The organism is Streptomyces sp. NPDC037389, assembly GCF_040636475.1.
Taxonomy (GTDB): domain Bacteria; phylum Actinomycetota; class Actinomycetes; order Streptomycetales; family Streptomycetaceae; genus Streptomyces; species Streptomyces hesseae.
The window spans coordinates 260310-278943 of record NZ_JBEZUS010000001.1 but is presented as its reverse complement, the minus strand read 5'-3'; the positions used below and the strand labels follow the sequence as shown (position 1 = coordinate 278943).

15 protein-coding genes are annotated in these 18634 nt (G+C 71.0%); 6 read left to right on the top strand and 9 right to left on the bottom strand.

From position 1 onward, the window contains the following. Positions 1–32: 32 nt before the first annotated feature. The 3 genes from AB0E98_RS01435 to AB0E98_RS01425 are packed head-to-tail and all read right to left on the bottom strand — an operon-like array spanning position 33 to position 6143. Positions 33–2135 carry a PIG-L family deacetylase gene (locus AB0E98_RS01435; RefSeq protein ID WP_361697337.1) on the bottom strand — a complete coding sequence of 701 codons (2103 nt, stop codon included), beginning with the start codon at positions 2133–2135 and terminating at the stop codon, positions 33–35. A gap of 5 nt (positions 2136–2140) precedes the next feature. Then, complete coding sequence (locus AB0E98_RS01430; RefSeq protein ID WP_361697335.1) at positions 2141–5017, bottom strand: stealth conserved region 3 domain-containing protein; 2877 nt, start codon at positions 5015–5017, stop codon at positions 2141–2143. A gap of 46 nt (positions 5018–5063) precedes the next feature. Then, complete coding sequence (locus tag AB0E98_RS01425; RefSeq protein ID WP_361697333.1) at positions 5064–6143, bottom strand: hypothetical protein; 1080 nt, start codon at positions 6141–6143, stop codon at positions 5064–5066. A 578-nt stretch (positions 6144–6721) separates the two neighbouring features. On the opposite strand from AB0E98_RS01425, the gene AB0E98_RS01420 reads away from it, so the two are divergent. Beyond that, positions 6722–8506, top strand: coding sequence for a stealth family protein (locus AB0E98_RS01420; protein ID WP_361698115.1), 1785 nt, complete (start codon positions 6722–6724; stop codon positions 8504–8506). Positions 8507–8524: 18 nt separating this feature from the next. Here the strand turns inward: AB0E98_RS01420 and AB0E98_RS01415 are convergent, their stop codons facing one another. After that, complete coding sequence (locus AB0E98_RS01415) at positions 8525–9082, bottom strand: superoxide dismutase family protein (RefSeq protein ID WP_361697331.1); 558 nt, start codon at positions 9080–9082, stop codon at positions 8525–8527. 163 nt (positions 9083–9245) lie between these two features. Here AB0E98_RS01415 and AB0E98_RS01410 point away from each other — a divergent pair, with 163 nt between their 5' ends. Both AB0E98_RS01410 and AB0E98_RS01405 read left to right on the top strand, forming a co-directional pair. Next, entirely contained in the window at positions 9246–10328 is a 1083-nt protein-coding gene (locus AB0E98_RS01410; RefSeq protein WP_361697329.1) for a hypothetical protein, read from the top strand. Between the two features lie 286 nt (positions 10329–10614). Continuing rightward, positions 10615–10902 (top strand): hypothetical protein, encoded by a 288-nt coding sequence (locus AB0E98_RS01405; protein ID WP_361697327.1) that lies wholly within the window; start codon positions 10615–10617, stop codon positions 10900–10902. Positions 10903–11149: 247 nt separating this feature from the next. On the opposite strand, the gene AB0E98_RS01400 is transcribed toward AB0E98_RS01405, so the two are convergent. Beyond that, complete coding sequence (locus AB0E98_RS01400; RefSeq protein ID WP_361697325.1) at positions 11150–13879, bottom strand: M4 family metallopeptidase; 2730 nt, start codon at positions 13877–13879, stop codon at positions 11150–11152. A 443-nt stretch (positions 13880–14322) separates the two neighbouring features. Here AB0E98_RS01400 and AB0E98_RS01395 point away from each other — a divergent pair, with 443 nt between their 5' ends. After that, on the top strand, positions 14323–14628 hold the full coding sequence (locus tag AB0E98_RS01395) for a DUF6247 family protein (protein WP_361698113.1): 306 nt from the start codon (positions 14323–14325) through the stop codon (positions 14626–14628). 82 nt (positions 14629–14710) lie between these two features. Further along, positions 14711–14926, top strand: a complete 216-nt coding sequence (locus tag AB0E98_RS01390; protein WP_361697323.1) for a hypothetical protein — start codon at positions 14711–14713, stop codon at positions 14924–14926. Positions 14927–15320: 394 nt separating this feature from the next. Here AB0E98_RS01390 and AB0E98_RS01385 read toward each other — a convergent pair whose 3' ends face one another. Both AB0E98_RS01385 and AB0E98_RS01380 read right to left on the bottom strand, forming a co-directional pair. Beyond that, positions 15321–15530 (bottom strand): hypothetical protein, encoded by a 210-nt coding sequence (locus AB0E98_RS01385; RefSeq protein WP_361697321.1) that lies wholly within the window; start codon positions 15528–15530, stop codon positions 15321–15323. Then, positions 15527–15913: a hypothetical protein gene (locus AB0E98_RS01380; protein WP_361697319.1), complete on the bottom strand. Its 387-nt coding sequence runs from the start codon at positions 15911–15913 to the stop codon at positions 15527–15529. Before AB0E98_RS01380 ends, AB0E98_RS01385 begins: the two co-directional genes overlap by 4 nt. Positions 15914–16093: 180 nt before the next feature. On the opposite strand from AB0E98_RS01380, the gene AB0E98_RS01375 reads away from it, so the two are divergent. Next, positions 16094–16351, top strand: a complete 258-nt coding sequence (locus AB0E98_RS01375) for a GntR family transcriptional regulator (protein ID WP_361697317.1) — start codon at positions 16094–16096, stop codon at positions 16349–16351. 171 nt (positions 16352–16522) lie between these two features. Here AB0E98_RS01375 and AB0E98_RS01370 read toward each other — a convergent pair whose 3' ends face one another. Continuing rightward, on the bottom strand, positions 16523–17632 hold the full coding sequence (locus AB0E98_RS01370) for a methyltransferase domain-containing protein (RefSeq protein ID WP_361697315.1): 1110 nt from the start codon (positions 17630–17632) through the stop codon (positions 16523–16525). Next, a complete protein-coding gene (locus AB0E98_RS01365) occupies positions 17629–18630 on the bottom strand; it encodes an MvdC/MvdD family ATP grasp protein (RefSeq protein WP_361697313.1) in 1002 nt (333 codons plus the stop codon). Before AB0E98_RS01365 ends, AB0E98_RS01370 begins: the two co-directional genes overlap by 4 nt. Positions 18631–18634 lie beyond the last annotated feature (4 nt).

The window sequence follows — 18634 nt, the reverse complement described above, 5'->3', positions numbered from 1 at the left end:
GCCCGGAGACCCGCGGGGGCTGCCGCGCCAGGTCACTTCACCCGCGCGCTGTGCAGCTTCCCGTCGGGCCCGAGCCACCCCAGCAGCGGCTTGTCGCCGGAGCCGGAGCCGGACCCCATCGCCAGGGCCGCCGTGCCCACGACCGCGCCCGGGACCGTGGACCAGCGCGGCGCCCTGTTGCCACCCGGGCCGCCCGATCCGTCGGCGCCGATCGTGACGAGGCTGGTCGAGCCGTCGTTGTTGCGGGCGGCGATCATGGTGCCGTCGCCCGAGGAAGCAGGCAGCACGCTGAAGGCGCCGAAGCCGCGGCCGGCCAGGTCGACCTTCTCGTCCTGCCATGCGCCGCCGCCTGCCGGGAGGCGGTAGGCGACGATGTTGGTGGTCTTCGCCTCGCGGAAGACGACCTGCACCGAGCCGTCGCGCTTGGCGAGTGCGGCCGGGGGGTCGACGGAGGCGGGCAGGCCGGAGCGGTCGAGGGAGAAGGGGCCGCCGGGGGTCTGCTGTTCCCAGTGGTAGAGGGTGTCGTGGCCCGCGCCGAAGAGGTGGATGCGGCCCTTGGCGTCGGTGATCGCGGACAGGCCCTCCTGGACCTCCGCCTCGGGCAGGTCGGTCCACGGGGACCAGGAGCCGTCGGGCTGCTGCTGCCGGGTGGCGACGCCCTTGGCCCAGTTGCGGGCGAAGAGCTGGAGGGAGCCGTCGGCGTTGCGGGCGACGACGGGGCCTCCGACGCGGCGGCCGCGGGTCGGGTCCTGCTCGGGGTTGCCGAGGGAGGTCCAGGCGCCGAACGAGCCGCCCTTGGCGTCCTGTTCGGCCATGACGATCTCCCGGCGGTTCTCCTCGGGCTTCACGCCGAGGCCGGCGATGCGCTCGGCGAAGAGCTGCCAGCGGCCGTCCTTGGTGAGGCTCGCCGTGAGCGTGGGCAGCAGCTGGCCGCCGCCGAGCAGCTTCGGGCCGTCCCAGGTGCCGCTGCCCGGGGCGGTCTCCTGCCACATGGCGGCCTGCTGGTCGAGGACGCCGAAGGCGGCGAGGCGGCCGTCGGGGCCGGGCAGCATCCAGGTGGCCGCGCCCGGGTAGCGGGGGCTGGTGCGCTGCATCCAGCCGGTGCCGTACGAGCGGTCCTGGCCGACGTCGTAGTCGCCGCAGCCCGCGGCGAAGCCGCACGAACCGGGTTCGCCGCCGTAGACGTTGAGGACGTCGGCCTTGCGGCGCACCACGGAGACGGGCAGATTCCGCTGCCAGCGCTCGTTGTAGTAGCCGCGGTAGGCGGCGACGACGTAGTGCCGTCCGTTGCCGGGGCCCTTGTAGCGCTGGAGCGCGGCGTAGGTGAACTGGGCGACGGCCGTGTGGTCGGGGTGGTCGGAGTAGCCGCGCTGGTCGTGGTGGAGCCGGTGGGTGTCGTCGTGGACCTGCATGTCGGGGTCCAGGTCCATGGTGCGCACCAGCGTGGGCTTGAAGCGGTCGAGCACACCGGTGAGGGCGTCGGTGACCTGGGCCTTGGTGAGCGGGTGGGACTCGGTCACGGTGGAGCCGCCGGCGAGCCGGTTGACGCTCTTGGCCTTGGGGTTCGACCAGAGGGTGGGTACGCGGACGTCGGGCTGGCCCGGCCGGTCCTGGGTGTGCTGGGCGACGCCGAGGAAGACCAGGGTCACGGCGGGGTTGTCGGCCAGGCTGTCGGTCTCGGCCTTCAGGCCGCCCGGCAGGTCCAGGGTGCCGCGCTTCCACTCGGCGTGGGCGTTGCCCGTCGCCATGAAGGCGTACGCCTGGCGCAGGCCCTGCTGGCGGGCGCCCGCGTAGCCGGCGAAGTCCTTGCGCGGCTGGTCCTTCGAACCGGGCACCTTGTTGATGCCGTTGGCCTCACCGCTGGTGAAGTAGACGCTGACGACGCGGTGCTGACCGCCTATCGACTGGTTGACGTCCGGGTTCATGAAGTACAGGTCGTCGTCCGGGTGGGCGACGATCTGGAGCGTGGTGACCGCGCCGTTCGCCCGGTCGGTCGCGACGTCCCCCTGGGCGGTGGGGGACGAGTGCGGCGTACCGGACGAGCAGCCGGCCACGGCCAGGGCGAGGAGCCCGGTCAGGACCGTCCTGCGGCGGAGGTCACGACGGAAGTTGCGGCGGAATTCACGGAATTCCATGGCCTTCACTCTCCACCGTGGACAAGGCGTCGGTTGCGCTCGGAGCCCTTCTCGAACTGCGAGGCGACGGGGAAGTAGCTCCCGAGGAACACCGCGAGCGCGTCCGCCTGCTCGTCCTCGGGGACGTCGCCGTCGTGGTAGTCGTTGATGCAGAACACGTCGTGGGAGCGGGTCGCCAGGATCCGGTGGAGCCGGATGTGGTGGTCGCGCAGGCCGACGTTCACAAAGGCGGAGCTGATGGCTCCGGGCATGCTGCGGCCGGTGAAGAGCCCGTACCAGTGGTGCAGCGAGGAGGCGATCGCGAGGTCGGTGCGGGCGCGGAACTGCGCGGACGCGGTGAGCCCGACCTCCTCGGCGAAGCGCTCCTCCATCTCCGCGAGGACGCTGCGGCGCAGCGGGTGCGGGGTGTGGAGGAAGGTGTTGGCGATGGTCTTGCCGAACTCCTTCTCGATCAGGGCGCGGTTGTTCTTGGCCGCGGCGAAGACGAGGTCGGTGTCGAGCGAGGGGTCGCCGGCCGGGATCGCGGTGGGCGACATGAAGCACTTGGCCGCGCCGGTCCCGTGGAAGAAGGACTCGGGCTTCATCGGGCGGCCGAGGAAGACGTCGTCGTTGAAGTAGAGGATGTGCTCGGCGATGCCCTCGATGCGGTGGATGCGGCTCTCGATGGCGTGCGAGTTGAAGGAGGGCAGCTTGCCGGTGTCGCCGAAGGCCTCCTTGTGGCTGACGACGCGCACCCGGGGGTGGTCGGTGTCGAGCCAGTCGGGGGTCTGGTCGTCGGTGAGCAGGTAGATGGTGCGCACCCACGGGGCGTGGAGGTCGAGCGAGCGCAGGGAGTAGCGCAGCTCGTCGCGGCTGCGGAAGCGGGCGGAGGCGCCGGCGGACTCGGCGGCGAGGATGCCGTGCTCGGCCTGGGTCTTCTCCTTGCGGGCCAGCCACGCGGGGTCGGTGCCGTCGACCCAGGTGTAGACGACGTCGATGGGGAAGTCGACGCCGTCGACGAAGGTCTTGGCGAAGGCGTCGAGGGTGCGGTAGTCGCGCTCCCCGATGCGGGTGACGGCGGGCTTGGCCAGCTCGGTACGGGGCAGGGTGGCGCCGTAGCGGGTGTTGCCGGGGACGGTGACGGTGGTCTCGTCGTCCTCGGTGTCCTGCCAGAAGACGACGTCGCAGCCGTAGACGCCGCTGACGCGCAGCTGGCCGCCGCCGGTGAGGACGGGGCGGAAGACGCGGATGCGGGTGCAGTTGGCCGGGATGACGTCGGGGGTGAGGAAGGAGGCGAGGACGGTGCGCAGCACCGAGCCGCGGTCGTTGAGCAGGCCCGCGTAGACGGGCTCGTCGCGGTAGCGCTCGGCGAAGTCGGTGACGAAGGCGTCGCGGTCGGCCCCGTCGACGGTGATGGTGTGCCGCAGCATGGCGGTGGGGGTGAGCGCGTAGGACAGACCGAGCGCGTCGAAGACGTCGACGGCGAGGTCGAGGTTGTCCTGCATCACCTCGAAGGGAGTGGTGTTCTCCTTGACGAGGCAGATCTGGCCGCCGGCCCGCTTGACGTCGGGGCGCGCGGCTTCGATGCGCACTTCCTGGGCCTTGTGGGCCACGTCGGAGAAGGGCCGGTCCACGCCCTTGGGGACGGCCGCGCCGGCGATGCCGCCCTCGGCGTCGGCGGCGGCCTGGAGGGCGCGGCGGCGGGCCTTGGCGGCGTCGCGGTCGCCGCTGTCGCGGTCCTTGGCGAGCTCTTCCAGGAGGCTGTTCCACTCCTGGGTGACCTGGCCACCGGTGTGGCGGCCGGAGCTCTTGTGCGCTTCGGCGCCCATCTCGCGGCGGAGGTCGTCGTCGTCCATCAGCCGGGCGAGGGCGTCGGCGAGCTCGCCCTCCTCGCCGAGCGGGACGAGCAGGCCGTCGCGGCCGTCGGTGAGGATCTCGCCGGGGCCGTTGGGGCAGTCGTAGGCGACGACGGGCACGCCGGCGGCCTGGGCCTCGACGAGGACGAGGCCGAACGCCTCGACGCGGGAGGTGAGCATGGCGATGGACGCCTTGGCCCACTCCTCGGCCATGTTGGCGGTGGAGCCCACGAGCTGGACCTGGTCGGCGACGCCGAGGTGGGCGGCGAGGCTCTTCAGCGCGCGCATGCGCGGGCCGCCGCCGAGGACGCGCAGGGTCCAGCGGGGGCGGTCGGCGGCGGCGGTGGCGAAGGAGCGGATGGCGTGCTCGACCTGCTTCTCGCCGGCCAGACGGGCGCCGAGGACGACGGTGCGGGTCTCCAGGGTGGAGCGGGGGCGGAAGCCCTCGGGCAGGGAGTTGCCGATGGTGGCCAGACGGGGGGCGCAGCCGCCGAGGGTCTCGGCGAACCAGTCGCGGGTGCGGCTGGTGAGGGAGACCAGGGCGTCGATGTGCGAGGTGTACATGCGCAGCGGCTCGCCGGTGACGCCGCGGAGCTCGGAGACGCGGTGGTCGAGGTGGACCGTGAGCACCCGGCGGGGGGCGAGCTGGGCCATGTACGCCATCAGGGACGGGGTGGTGGAGACCAGCACGTCCGTGTCGATGGAGTGGAGCGCCTCGGCGAGCTCCAGGTCGGCGAGGCGGTTGAAGGCGGCTTCCCACTCGGCGCGGACCAGCTCGCTGGGGGTGGCGGCCAGGCGCCGGTAGGCGGCGGCCATGTCGGAGCCGGAGGTCGCGTCGCTCCGCACGGGGCGCTGTGCCTCGCCGCGGGCGTCCACGAGGTGACGGACGCGCACGGCACCGCTGTCGAAGAACGCCTCGTCCTCCGTGCGGAAGACGCTGAGGATCTCCACGTCGTGCTGCCGGGCCAGCAGCTCGGCGAGGGTCATGGTGGCGCGTTCGGTCCCGCCCATCGTGTCGGCGGAGGTCAGCAGAAAGGTGATTTTCACGTGCGGCCTTCGTGGTGTGCGGCGGTCCGGTGGCGGTTTCCCGGTGTCACTGGTGGGATCCGGCTGCGCCGGCGGCAGGGGTGCGCGGGGTGCAGACGAGCTGGAGCGCGCCGCGGCGGGTGTACTGGGGCTTGACCTGGACGAAGGTGCCGTCCGCGGCCCGTACGGTGAATTTGGGTGGGGTCACGACCTGGCGCGGGGAGCGCAGGTCGTGCTCGCGGCGGCCGATCTCCAGCGGCTTGGTGCCGCGGGCGCCGCGGGGCAGGCGCAGGGTGAGCGTCTGCTTGCGGGAGGTGTCGACCAGCTTGGCCAGCGGCACGGTCAGCCGCCAGGCGGTGGCGTCGCCGGGCAGCGGCTCGGCGGGCCGGCGGTCGAGGGCGTGCTTGCGGTCCAGCTCGGCGACCTCGACGACGGGGCTCTCCCCCTCGGCGATGGCCGTGCCGGAGCCGTAGATCGCGAAGAGGATGCCGACGCCGCTGAAGGAGCGCTCGACGCGCAGCACCTCGGCGCGGGCCCGGGCCGGGGCGACGGTCAGGCGCAGCTGGCCGGCGGGGGTGATGCCGAGCCGGTGGCGGCGGCCCGTGACGGCGCAGGTGGCCAGGGCCCGGGTGGGTCCGGTGTAGGTGGGGGCGCCGTCGCCGAGGAGGCGCAGGCGCAGGGCGGCCCGGCCCTCGTGGCGGGCGGGCTCCAGCTCCAGGGAGAGGTGCCAGCGGCCGGGGGTGACGGGGACGCCGCCGAGGGTGTCGCCGAGGAGGGTGGTGGCGGTCACGGAGATCTCGCCGTTCTCCTCGCGGCTCAGTACGGCCTCGGCGCGCAGGCGGGTGGTGCCGCTGACGAGGACGACGTGGGCCGTGGTGCCGGTGTCGCCCTCGGGGAGGGTGCCGGCGGGCAGCGTCGCGTGCAGGTTCAGGGTGTGGCCGTCGAGCACGGCGGCGTACTGGACGCGGGCCGCGGAACCCTGGGAGGCGGGCATCAGGACGGAGTCGACGTAGGTGTCGCGTCCGGTCGCGATCCCCGTGTTCACCCTGCGGCGGACGGTCTGGCCGACCTTCCAGGCAGGGCTGCGGGTCAGCGCGATACGGGCCGACTTCTTGATCACGCGCAGGGCGTGGCGAGGCGCGGTCACGGGCGCACCCCGCGGCCGCTGGGGGTCATGATCTGAGCGTGCACCCATTCAGGGTAAACGGCGGCGGGCGCCGACCCGGAGGGCGGAATCGGATAATTCCCCTACCACCCCGGTTCTACGGGCACGTTACCGGGTGGTGAAATACCCCACAGGGCGACGATGCAACCAAGTGTGGCCGGTGGGCGTGGATCCCTTGAGGGGCACGGCCGGGAGCGGTGCGCGCGGGCCGCCTCCGGGCGCCCCCCGGCGGCTCCGGAGGGGCATCGGGGCGGTGGCCTGCGATTGCCTCTCCATTGAACGCTCTGGTAATTACTTGAGTCTCTGTCTTTTTCCGGGCCGGTCGTCACGGGACGTACTGGTTGTTTTACGTGTTGTGCCGCATCGGTGAGATGCGGTGCCGAGGGGTTGAAGCGATCTTGACTATCGACCATTCGACCTCGGTCCCGTCCGCCGCGGGCACGGGCGGCTCCGTCCCGGCCCAGCGCACGACCGACGCCGCGCCCGCCCCCTCCGCCGCTACCGCTACCGCTCCCGCTACCGCTCCCGCGAAGCGCGGCGCCAACCCGGAGAAGTCCGGCCTGGTCAAGGCCTACCGCCGGCTGCTCCCGGAGAGTGCCCGCCGCGCGATCGCCCAGCGGGTCTCCGTCGAGACCCGCGGCGCCCTGATGCAGCACATGGCCGACTCCCTCGACCTGGAGCAGCGCCGCCAGAAGCTGCGCGGCAAGCGGCTCCAGCGCCGCTTCGCGGGCGCGACCGATACGTCCGAGGCGTCCGGCACGACCGCCGCGCAGCCGCGCGTGGTCCTCGTCGACGGCAAGGCCCACATCGCGCTAGTCGACCCCGTCCTGACCCCGCACGGCTCCCGCGCCGCCGCCCTGGACCTGGTCTGCACCGCGCTGGAGCAGGCCGGGATCGACTACTTCTGCGTCCGGGCCGCGACCACCGAGTCCGCCCCGGTCGTCGCGGTCGCCGCCGCCGACCGCCGCCGGGTCCAGCAGCAGCTGGCCGGGCTGTGCGCCCGAATACCGGGCTACGTGGCTCCGGTGAACCGGGAGAACGTGCCCGGTCAGGCGCTCCCCGGCTTCGTCCCGGGCACCTGGCGCCAGGTGGAGAAGAGCCCGGCCACCCGTGTGACCTGGTTCCGCACCACCGCCGACGGCACGCTCGTCCTGGGGCAGGAGCACGGCTGCGACGTCCAGTTCTGGACGCGCGAGGACGGCCCGCACGGGCCGCTGCTCGTCGCGCCGCGCCGCAACGGCGTGGTCGAGGAGGTCCCGGCGGACGAGACCGACGCGTCCGTCGACGCCCCCGTCGAGCTGTTCACCGGCCCGCTGGGGCACGCGCCGCGCCCGGAGCGGACCACGGTCCGCACCCGCCCGCAGTTCACGATCCGGCTGCCGCAGGACATCACCTTCCCCATCGACGTCGTCTACACCTGGGTGGACGGCAGCGACCCCGTCTGGGCCGCGCGCCGCGCCAAGGCCCAGGGCGCCGACGCCTCCGTCGAGGAGCTCCACGAGGAGGCGGCGAACGACGCGCGCTACCTCAGCCGCGACGAGCTGAAGTACTCGCTGCGCTCGCTGCACCAGTACGCCCCCTGGGTGCGCAACGTCTACCTGGTCACCGACGACCAGACGCCGTCCTGGCTGGACACCTCGCACCCCAACGTCCACGTGGTCAGCCACAAGGAGATCTTCTCCGACCCGGACGTCCTGCCGACGTTCAACTCGCACGCCATCGAGAGCCAGCTGCACCACATCGAGGGCCTGTCGGAGCACTTCCTCTACTTCAACGACGACGTCTTCCTCGGCGCTCCGCTGACCCCCCAGACGTTCTTCCTCTCCAACGGCCTGACGAAGTTCTTCCCCTCCCCCGCCCTGGTCCCCCTCGGCGAGCACCGCCCCGAGGACCCGCCGGTGGCGGCCGCCGCGAAGAACAACCGGGCACTGGTGGAGGAGGGGTTCGCCACCACCTTCACCCAGAAGATGCGGCACGTGCCGCACGCGCTGAGCCGCGCCGTCCTCACCGAGCTGGAGGAGCGCTACGCCGAGGCCCACGCGGCCACCGCCGCCGCGCGCTTCCGCAGCCCCGAGGACCTCTCGCTGGCCTCCTCGCTCCACCACTACTACGCGTACCACCAGGCCCGGGCGATACCGTCCGACCTCCGCTACATCTACGTGGACCTGGCGCACCAGAACACCTCGCGCCGCCTCAACCGCCTGCTGGCGCACCGCGATCTGGACGTGTTCTGCATCAACGACACGGTGTCCACGGCGGACGACCTGGCGCGTACGGACGCGCTGATAGCGCCGTTCCTGGAGGGCTACTTCCCGGTGCCGAGCCCGTACGAGCTGCTTCCGTAAACGGCTTGCCTAAACGGCTTACGTAAACGGCACGTTCACACAGGCGAGCCGTGCCCCGGCCGTTCCGGCCTTGCCGGGCGCGGTCTCGGTGGCGTGCTCGTGGATGACGACGGAACGGGCCTCGCCGGCGCGGAAGCGCCACTTCACGACGGTGGCGGAGCGGCCGTTGCCGCGCTTGTCGGTGGTGAGGTCCAGCCACGCCTCGTTCTGCGGGTTGGCGTACTTCGGGTCCACGGACGGGGAGTTGGGGTCCTTGACGTTCTGGTAGTGCGCCCCGGAGTCGCCGGGCGCGTCGCCGCACGGCTTCTGGTGGACGTGGGCCCCGTACGTCCGGCTCCCCTGGATCCCCCGCACCCTCAGCTCCACCCGCGTCCCGTCCTTCCCCTTCCGCTCCACCACGGCGACCCGGCTCTTCTCGGGCACCGCCTTCTTGTCGAACGTCACCGCCCGGTGCGTACCGGTACCGGTGCCGGCGGCCTCGAACTGCCCGTGCACGTAGGGGCCGTGGCGGGGCGTCGTGCTCAGGGGCGCGACGACGGCCAGGGACGCGGCGACGGCTGACACGAGAAAGGACATGTTCCGCCCCTTTCAGGCGCGGTTCTCGGTTCTCGGTTCTCGGCAGGATCCCCGTCCACGCTAGCCGCGCACCGCGAGGGGCGCGCGGTTCCGATGGACCAATGGGGTTAACCCGGCGGCATCACGCCGGCCCAGCCGCCCCGGTTCGGCGATATTCGCCGGTATGGCCGGGAACCGACACCATCAGCGCCGCTTCGAGAAGGGCACGTGGGAGCTCCGCGAAGGAGCCCGCTCACGCATCGGCGAACTCCGGGCGCGCGTCCGGATCGCGAAGGACAGGGCGCTCGCGGACACCGACCCCGAGGTACGGGCCGCCGCCCCGGCACTGGCCGACGAGGCGTTCGCGGAGCTCCAGGCGGCGGAGAAGACCCTCTGCCACGGCGACCACCCCGGCCGCCGGCCGAACAAGCACCTCGCCGTCGCGAACGTCCACATCGACGCGGCGTACGGCCTGATGCTGCGCATGGCCCCGCTGCCCGACGTCCAGGCGCTGATGCCCGGCCTGGTGGCCCTCGTACGGGAGCAGCTGCCGGTCACCGACGAACGGCGGAAGCGGGTCGAGGAGATCGCACGGGAGACCTGCGGCGCCCCGCTGACCCCCGCCCAGCGCGCGGCCCTCGTCGGCGCGGTCGTCACCGCCCAGCAGGCCCTGCAACGCGAGAAGCTCCGCGCCCTCGGCTTCGTCCGCATCGTGGTGATCGTCAGTCTGGGGCTGGCGGCGATGGCGCTCGCGGTCGCCCTGCTCGGCGCCTGGGCGCCGGACGTGGTGCCGCTGTGCTTCCGGCCGGAGGGGATCGGCATCGTCTGCCCGACGGGCATGGAACCGCCGTCCGACGTGAAGGACCTCGACGAGGCGTTCGGCAAGGCGGCGTCGCAGTGGGACTACCCCGTGGTCGAGATGACCGGGACCGTGGCCGCGTCGGTGGCCGCCGCCCTGTCCCTGCGCCACATCAGGGGCACGTCCGCCTCCTACAGCGTGCCGGTGGCGCTGGCGCTGCTGAAGCTGCCGATGGGGGCGCTGACCGCCGTCCTGGGCCTGCTGCTGATGCGCGGCGACTTCGTCCCCGGCCTCAGCGCCCTGGACTCCTCCGCGCAGATCATCGCCTGGGCCCTGATCTTCGGCTACGCCCAGCAGGTGTTCACCAAGTTCGTCGACGACCAGGGCCTGGCCGTGATGAACGCCATCGGCGGCCCGCACGCCCGCCCGTACGCGGGGGCGGGGTGCGAGCCGCAGGAGGCGGTGTAGGCCCTCGGGGGCATCACCGGATATCGCCTTCCCTGTAGCGAACGCGCTGCCCGTCGGCATCACGCCTCGGACCGGCGTTCATTCGATGAGATGACCGTGCGCATCCCATCCAGAACAGACTCGTTGGGTCTGCTGAGCGAGACTCATTGGTTTTACTGGGCGCCCGCCCGACGGCCATCAGGCGGGCGCCCACGGGAGCGAGACCTACCGGAGGTCTCACCCGCGAGCCGCTTACTGCCCGGAAGCGCTCAAAGCCGCGGCAGTAGGCGGAGATTGGGAGGGCGCTATGGATGTCGCCGGACACGTGCAGGATCAGGACGACGCGCAGACACCCCCGGGCGACGCATCACCCACATGGGTGCGGCTGGCCTTTCGGCTCGCCTTCGGGATCGTGGCCGTCGGGGTCATCGTGTTCCTCATCCTCGTGACCACGGGGACGGTTCGCGCGGGCGAAGGCGTAATGATCACCTTCAAGCTCATGGGAGGGCTTTGCGTCATTGGCGCGACCGCGTCGACGCTGCTCAAAACGGGGGGTAGCCGAGAGGCCCGTGAGTGGCTGAAGAGCAAGCTCTAGACACCTCCAGGCCGCGATAGACGGTTCTCCCGAGAGCCCCTCGCCATGGCGGCGAGGGGCTCTCGACAGTGCGTATACACGAGAAACGACGGGAATCGAAGCGTGTCACGCGCGGCACCACCGTGATTCACATCTCCACTCTTACGGGTGATGACGGCGGAAAGGACGGGCTCCCGGCACCGATCGGTGCCGGGAGCCCGTTCTGCCGGGTTGACGCCCTGATCACGGCGGCGTCACCCCGTACACGTCAGCCGCAGTTGCCCGCCGGGCGGGTGCGGGTGACCAGGTCGGAGTAGCCGGTGGAGGAGTCGATCCACACCACCTGCGTACCGGAGACCGCCGCGGGCAGGCCCTGCTCGCCGCGGTTGCAGGACATCCGGGCGCGACGCGAGCCGTCGACGGAGAACTGCCACAGCTTGGGCAGGGTCTCGTTGCGGTACGCCGTGTCGGGCGTCCGCGACCAGACCGTGACCGCGTCCTCGGAGGCCGTCAGCGTCCCCGGGAACAGAGCGTCCGCTCCCTGTTCCTTGCTGATGTCGACGGCGCCCGTACCGTCGAGGTTCGCGCGCCGGACGGCCCGCTGGCCCTGATCGGCGGCGATCTCGTCCACCGTCCAGAAGACGTACTTGTCGGTGATCGCGGTCTGGCCGACGTTCAGAGGCGTGCCGAGCTGCGGCATCACGGTCGTCTTCCCGGACGCGAGGTCCAGGACCTTGGTGGAGTACTCGTACTTCCCGCGCCCCTTGTAGATGCGCGTACCGTAGGCGATCTTTCCGTTCTTCAGGGAGTGCTGGCCGATCGCGTCACGGCGGCTGGGGGCGTCGTCGACCCAGGTCGGCTCCTTGTCGCCCTTGCGCAGGTACCCCAGTGGCGCGTAGCCACGCCGGAAGACCTGGACGAAGACGACGACGTCGCCCTCCACCTTCGCCTGCTGGTGGAATCCGTACCGGCTGTGCACCAGCGTCTTGACGGGGCCGCCGGCGAGCGGCCGCGACAGCAGGTCGGTGCCACCGGGCCCGTTCGCCTCCCAGACCACGGTCTTGCCGTCGGTGACCGGGTTGACGTGGTAGCGGCCGTCGTTGGGGCTGATCAGCTTCTTCTCACCGGTGCCGTCCGCGCGGCCGGCCCAGACCGAGTAGGGCTCGCTGCCGCTCTCGTTCGACTTGGACGCGACCCACCAGCCGCCGCCCGCGCCGGGGCGCGAGTTCGCGGTGTTGAGCCTGCCCAGCAGCGGGTCGGTGTCCACGCCGATGGCCAGTTCCCAGTCGGGGACGATGCCGTGGCCGTTGAACGCGCGCGTGACGGCGTTCAGGTCCTTCGCGGAGACCTTGAGGTCCTTGGCGGCGGCGATGACGGCGTTGCGGCCCTCGGTGAAGCCGTCCAGCGGGGTCATGTACTCCGTGAGCGCCCGGTAGACGATCTTGTCGGCGAGGGTGCGGTTCAGGTCCTTGCGGATGTCCCAGAGGGCGCCGGAGAAGATGGTGGAGTTGAGGTGGACGCCGCCGTTGTCGGTGGCGAAGTCGACGCCGAGGAAGGACTTGGAGGTCGTCCTGCCGTCGTTCATGTCCCGGGTGGCGCACGCGCGCGGGGACTTGGTCCGGCACAGTCCCTCGCCCAGCAGCCCCGCGTCGGGGCTGTCCATGGCGGTCCCGTGCGCGTCGGTGTCGATGGCGTTGCCGAAGTAGTCGGCGATCGCCTCGTTGAGGGCGCCGGACTGGCCCGCGTAGACGAGATCGGCGCTGTTCTCGACGACGCCGTGCGTCATCTCGTGCCCGACGACGTCCAGGCTCGCGGAGAACGGGCGGTACTCCGTGTCACCGCTGCCGTACACCATCTTGGCGCCGTCCCAGAAGGCGTTGACGTACGGGGTCCCGTAGTTGGTGACGCCGACCATGGAATTGATCGCCATGCCCCGGCCGTCGAGGCTGTCCCGGCCGTGGACGGACTTGTAGTAGTCGTAGACCTTCCCGGCCGCCCAGTGCGCGTCGACGGCGCCGGACTCGGTGGCCTCCTTGTCGAAGGCGGGGTTCGGCGACCTGAACTCCAGGACGTCGGCGGGCCATTGCTTCGACACCTCGTCGACGCGCTTCTTGCGGACGTCCCAGGTCGAGATCGCGGCCTTGCTGCCGTCGCGCATCCGGGCGCTGTCGCGCATGACGTACTGACTGTCGGAGGCGTCGTGGGTGAGGTCGAGCTCGACGGTCTTCCCGTCGAATGTGACGCCGGAGCCCTTGACGGCGGAGCCGTCGGCGGCGGACCGCTGCCCGGCCGGTGCCGCGGATCCGGACGCGGACCCGCCGCCTCCAGCGGTGCCGAATGTCTTGATACCGCTGTACTGAAGGACGGGATAGCCGGCCTTGGCGTCGATGTACACCTCGCGCAGCACGGGCTGCCGGGTGGCGGGGTCGGTGCCTCGGACGGTCACGTGGTGAGTGAGCACCCCGGGCCCCTTGGGCAGCACGACCAGACCGCGCGCGGTGCCGCTGAGCGGCGGCGTGTCCCCCTCGTCGCCGGGGTCGGCGACGAAGCCCTCGTGGGCCAGCTGGGCGAGCGTCGCATCGACGGCCCGTTCGACAGCGAGTTCCTCACTCACCTCGGGCGTGGTGCCGGTGGTCAGTGCTGTGAAGTACTTGCCGGAGGCTCCGGTGACGACGCGCTTGCCGTTCTTCCTCTCCATGCGGACGAGGTACTGCCCGCCGAGGACGTCGACACCGCGGTGCTTCTGCTGAAGCCGTACGGTCTCGGAGGCGCCGTTCGTGACGGCCTGGACGGGGGCGAGGTCACGGTCGGGACGGTCGATGCGGTAACGGCTCTTCTTCTCCGTGAGATGCCGCTTCGCCGCGTCGGCGGCGCTGCCGGCCGCCCCGGCGTCCTCCCGGATGCCGCCGACAAGGGAAGGGGTGGAGGTCCCCTTCCCCGGCACCACCTCGGCGGGCCCCGGGGTGGGCGGCGGCGCGGTGACCGCCTGCGCGGGCACCGCCGACACGACAAGGGCGGCCGCGCCGATCAGCGCGGCCGCCCCTGCTATGCCGCTCCTCGCGGCCGGTCTTCTTCCTGATCTTCTACCTGAACGTGCTCTGGGCGTGCGCACGATTCCCCCTCGTACGTACCGGAACGTTCACCGGAACCGGAACGGCTTCGGTCGGCGCATATGCAACCGGTGGGGGGTGGGTCGCACAATGGGGCGGCCGCGGGGTTGGGTGGCTTTTCGGCCGGGATGGGGCAAGGGCCGTACGGCGACGACCGTCAAGGCGTCATACCTGCGTCACCGGTCGGTCAAAACCAGTGCCGCACCGTCGCCCTCGCCTCGCCTGGCTACTGTGTACCCACACGCTTCCGAGAGCGATGACTGCGCCGCCTGAGAAGGAGCTCCGCTTGAGCGCCCACTCCGCCACACAGCGCCCCGCCGGTGTCCCGCCCATGCCCGAACGCAATCCGAAGGCTCTCCGGGAAGCGATCGCCGCCCATGCCCCGCAACTCCTTGCCGATTTCGACCGGCACTGGAAACGGGACATCGCCGACACCTACGACCTCACGCCTGTCCCGGCGTTCATGGCCCGCTGGTGGACCGAGTACGCCCTCGCCCGCGACCCCCGACTGGACGCCCGGGTGTCCGACCTCGAGGACCGCGCCGCCGAAGCCGGTGACACCGCAGAGGCCCGCGCCCTCCTCGAACAGACCGCGCACCTGCGGCGGGAAGCCGGACACGCGGAGCCCGGCCAGTGACCGACGACGGGTTCATGGGCCGCCGTGGCAGATCGACTACGTCGAAGGCGCCCGCACCTACCGTGACTCGCTGCCCGAAGACGTGCGGAAGACTTTCCGGGACGCTCTGATCGACGTCCTCACCGCCAAAGACCCCTACCGGCCCGGGGAGCACATCCCGGTCGAAGCCGCCAGGTCCACCCGCTTTCGAGGCCCGCACATCCTGGCCTTCGACGGCGGGCGCGGATGGGCCCGCTTCGTCTTCATCCGTCGCACCGCGGACCCGCAAATCGTGATCGAAGAACTCTTCTGGCAGTGACCACGACGCGCCACAGCGCCCCCCGGAAAACCCCCAGGAGCCGAAAAGAAGCCCCGCCGGAGCCTGTTTTCGCAGGTCAGACGGGGTGAGGGCGGACGAGTCGGCCTGTACGCCGGGTTCTGTCACTCAGGGCCTGTGACCTGCGGGTATGCGGGCCCATAGCCCGCTGACCTGCATAAACGGCGTTGCCCAGCGTTTCAAGAGTTGTACGCCTTTGCGGGCTCGCACTCCCCATCCGCTCTCCGTTCTCCCCAGATTCTCCCCAGGGAGAGCGCGCCTCGGCCCCCCGCTCGCACGCCGCGAGCGGGGGCCGAGGCGTATACCGTCACGCCTGGGCGGACAAGCGAAAACCCCGCCCGGCACGACGGCCGGACGGGGCGCTTTCTGACGTTGGTCAGGTGAGTGTGGGCCGGTAGGGCTCGGGCATGGGTGCGACCTTCGGCGCGCAGTCGGGGCAGGCGACGCGACCGTAGCCGGGCCCGCTCGCACTCGGCACGTAGCCGACTGTCACCGGTGCCGTCGTGTCTCTGCCGCAGTTGCAGCAGCGGGCGGGGCGGTCCGGCGGCACCTCGGGGAACAGTTCGGCGTACGTGACGGCGCTCATGCGGGCACCGCCGCGGGGTACGCCGGGGCTCCGGGGTACGTGTACTCGTACTCGTAGCCCATAGCAGCGGCCACGAGGGCTACGCACCGTTGACGCTGTCGCTCGCGCTTCTCCAGTTCCTCCTGCCAGCGCTGCATGTAGAGCGGGACGAGCGGGCGGGTACCGGGCGGGATGGGCATGGTCCTGGCAAGGACGTGGACGGGGATGGGGGTCCGGGGAGCGCAGATGACGGGGCGGTTCGACGGGAGGAGCGAGGCGCTCCCCGTGAGGGCGGGCGAGGGGGTGGTCCTGGTGGCACTGCCGCCGACGGCCCGGTGTTTCCCGGCGGTGGGCAGCAGGAAGCGAAGCACCCATTGGAGGGCGCGGGCGATAGGATCGCGCATTGAGTTGGTCAGCTCCTACATAGCTGGTCGGCTAAGCCCCGTCGGACCGGTCGCAACGGTCCTTCGGGGCGCTTTTCGTTTCAGGGGGACGCTATTCCTACTTGTCTAACCTGTCCACCGTTTCATCATGTCCACCTGTCTAAGTGTTCGATCAATGGCCAGTTTGTCTACGCTCTGCCTATGCCTGAGCGTCCAAGTGACCCCCACAGTCCGCGTGCCCCTTACATGCGGGTGCTCGATGCGCTCGCCGCAGAGATCGAAGCGGGTAAGTACGAGCCGGGCGCCAAGCTCCCGTCCGAACCTGAACTGGTCGAACGCTTTGGGGTAGCGCGGATGACTGCCCGCCGGGCGCTGCGTGAGCTTCGGGAACGCGGGCTTGTCGAGACGGAGTGGGGGAAGGGCACCTTCGTTAAGCGCGCCGGCGACGGCGAGGCGTGATCGGTCAGCCCACGGTGGGCACGCCAAAGACCTCGTCCGCACGCCTTGCCGGGGCCGGGGACGGGATCAGTGGAGACGTAACGGGCGCGGCCTAGGGACCGGGACCGCTGGACAGAGCAAGACGCGGCCCCGGTACTCAGCGCAGTGCCAGGGCCGTCGGCATTTTGCTTGTCAGGGCGTGAGGTTCCAGCCCTGCCCGTCGGGGGTGTCGAGCCACACGCGCTGTGCGTCCTCGTTGATCGCTACGCCGTAGCGTTCGGGGCCGGGCTCGCCTGCGCCGAGGAACGTGTCGTACTCCGCTTCGAGGCAGCTCCAGAGATTTCGGGGGCCGGCCTCGGTCACGGTGCCATCGGCCTTGAGATCGGCAATGGAGCCGTCAGGCGCCCAGACCCGGGCGCCCGTGGGCTTCCTCTCGTCGTCGAGGTCGTACTGCCATGTGAGGCCGGGTACGGCGATGCTCAGGAGAAAGCGGTAGTCGTTGTTCGCGACGGCGGCGGCGGGGACGTGTGTCGGTCGTCCGACAGCCTCGGGCAGGGCGGGCCGGCGGGTCGGCTGGCCATCGCCAGCACCTCGACGCAGCGGCATGAAGAACGCGCCGCCCGGGAGGAAGGCGCCTTCCGCTGTGCGCTCACCGGTGCGGCGGATACGGGCAAGGGCGTTGCCGAGGGGGGCGAGGATGAACCCGCCCTCGGCGAGTTGCCGCACGAGGGCGGGGGGAACGGTGCTGAGCTGGCAGGTGACGAGGATGCGGTCGTAGGGGGCCTTGTCCGGCCAGCCGAACGCGCCGTCGCCGGTCACGACGAGTGGATGATGCCCGGTGGCGGCGAGGCGCTCACGGGCGGGGCCGGTGATGTCGGGTGAGACGTCGATGGTCACGACGTTGTCGTCCCCGAGCCGGTGCGCGAGCAATGCAGCGTTGTACCCCGTGCCGGCCCCCACTTCGAGGACGCGCATTCCGTCGGCGACCCGCAACGCTTCGAGCATCGTTGCCATGATCGAGGGCTGCGAGCTGCTCGACGTGGCGCTGCCGTCGGTACGGTGCGTGACGAGAGGCCGGTTCCCGTGAACAGCGGTAAGCCACTGCTCGCGCGTCTCGGGATCGTCTCCAGCGATCTTGCGACCGGTGTGGTCGTAGAAGTAGGGCGCGCACTTGTGGCGGGGCACCTTCTCGAAGGCGTCCCGCCATGCGGGATCGGTCAGGTCGCCGACATCGACGAGGGTCTGCACGAGCTTGGCGCGGAGCTGCGCGGCTTCCTGGTCGAGATCGGTCTCGGTGCTCACGTCGTGCTGCCTTTCTCCAGGAGGTTGGCGAGGGCGTGTGTGATGGCGTCGCGGGTCTGGTCGATCCACGCCCATTGCCCACCAGGGTTGACGTCAACGAGGTAGTGCGTGCCGTTGCTGTCAACGATGAAGTCCAGGGCGGCGAATACGAGATCGAGGCGCCACATCAGGGTTTCGATGCCCCGCTGAACGTCCGCGGGCAGCAGGGCAGAGCTGTAGTGGAGGCTGCGGGAGTCGCGGCGCCAGTCGAGGCTGGCGGGGCCGGCCGGGGCGTGGATGGCGACGGGGAAGGTCTGGCCGTTGACGACGGTGACCCGGACCTCGTACGCCTTGTCAGTGATCTCGCGCTGAAACAGGTGGGCGGTCAGAGCGATACGGGGGTCGGTCCACTGCTCGGGCAGTACGCGGTGGGTGTAGAGCTGTCCGCGGGTGTTGTTCTCGGTGTGGACGATGCCGCCGAGAACCTTGGTGATGATGTGGCCGCCGCATCGCTCGGCGAAGGGGGGGACGTCGGCGGGGTTGTTCGTGATCAGGGTCTCCGGGACGCACAGGCCGGCCTCGGCCGCGGCCGCGAGTTGCCGGGGCTTGGTGCAGTCCGCATTGCGCTCGGGGCGGTTGATCCAGAGCACGTTGGGGAGGGAGCCGAGAACGCCGGAGAAGGCGCGTTTGGCCTGTGACGTGGCGAACGCCTGCTCGGGGCCGCTCATGGTCTCCGGGAAAGAGAACGGCGTGGGCTTGCGCCACCAGACGGCGCGGACTTCCGAGAGGTCCACCCCGCGTGCGGAGTCGTGCATGGCGCCTCGCCATCGGCCGTCGGTTCCCAGTACGGCGGACAGGGTAGAGCGGGTGGGGAAGTCGGCGAGGTCGGTACGCCAGAAAGGGACGTGGCGGGCGTTGAGTTCGCGCAACACGTAGTCGGCGGTTGGGTCTAAGGCGAAGGTGACGACGAGCACGCGCGGCGCTTGGCCGCGCGTGCTCTCACCGGTTGGTGTGGTCATGGGG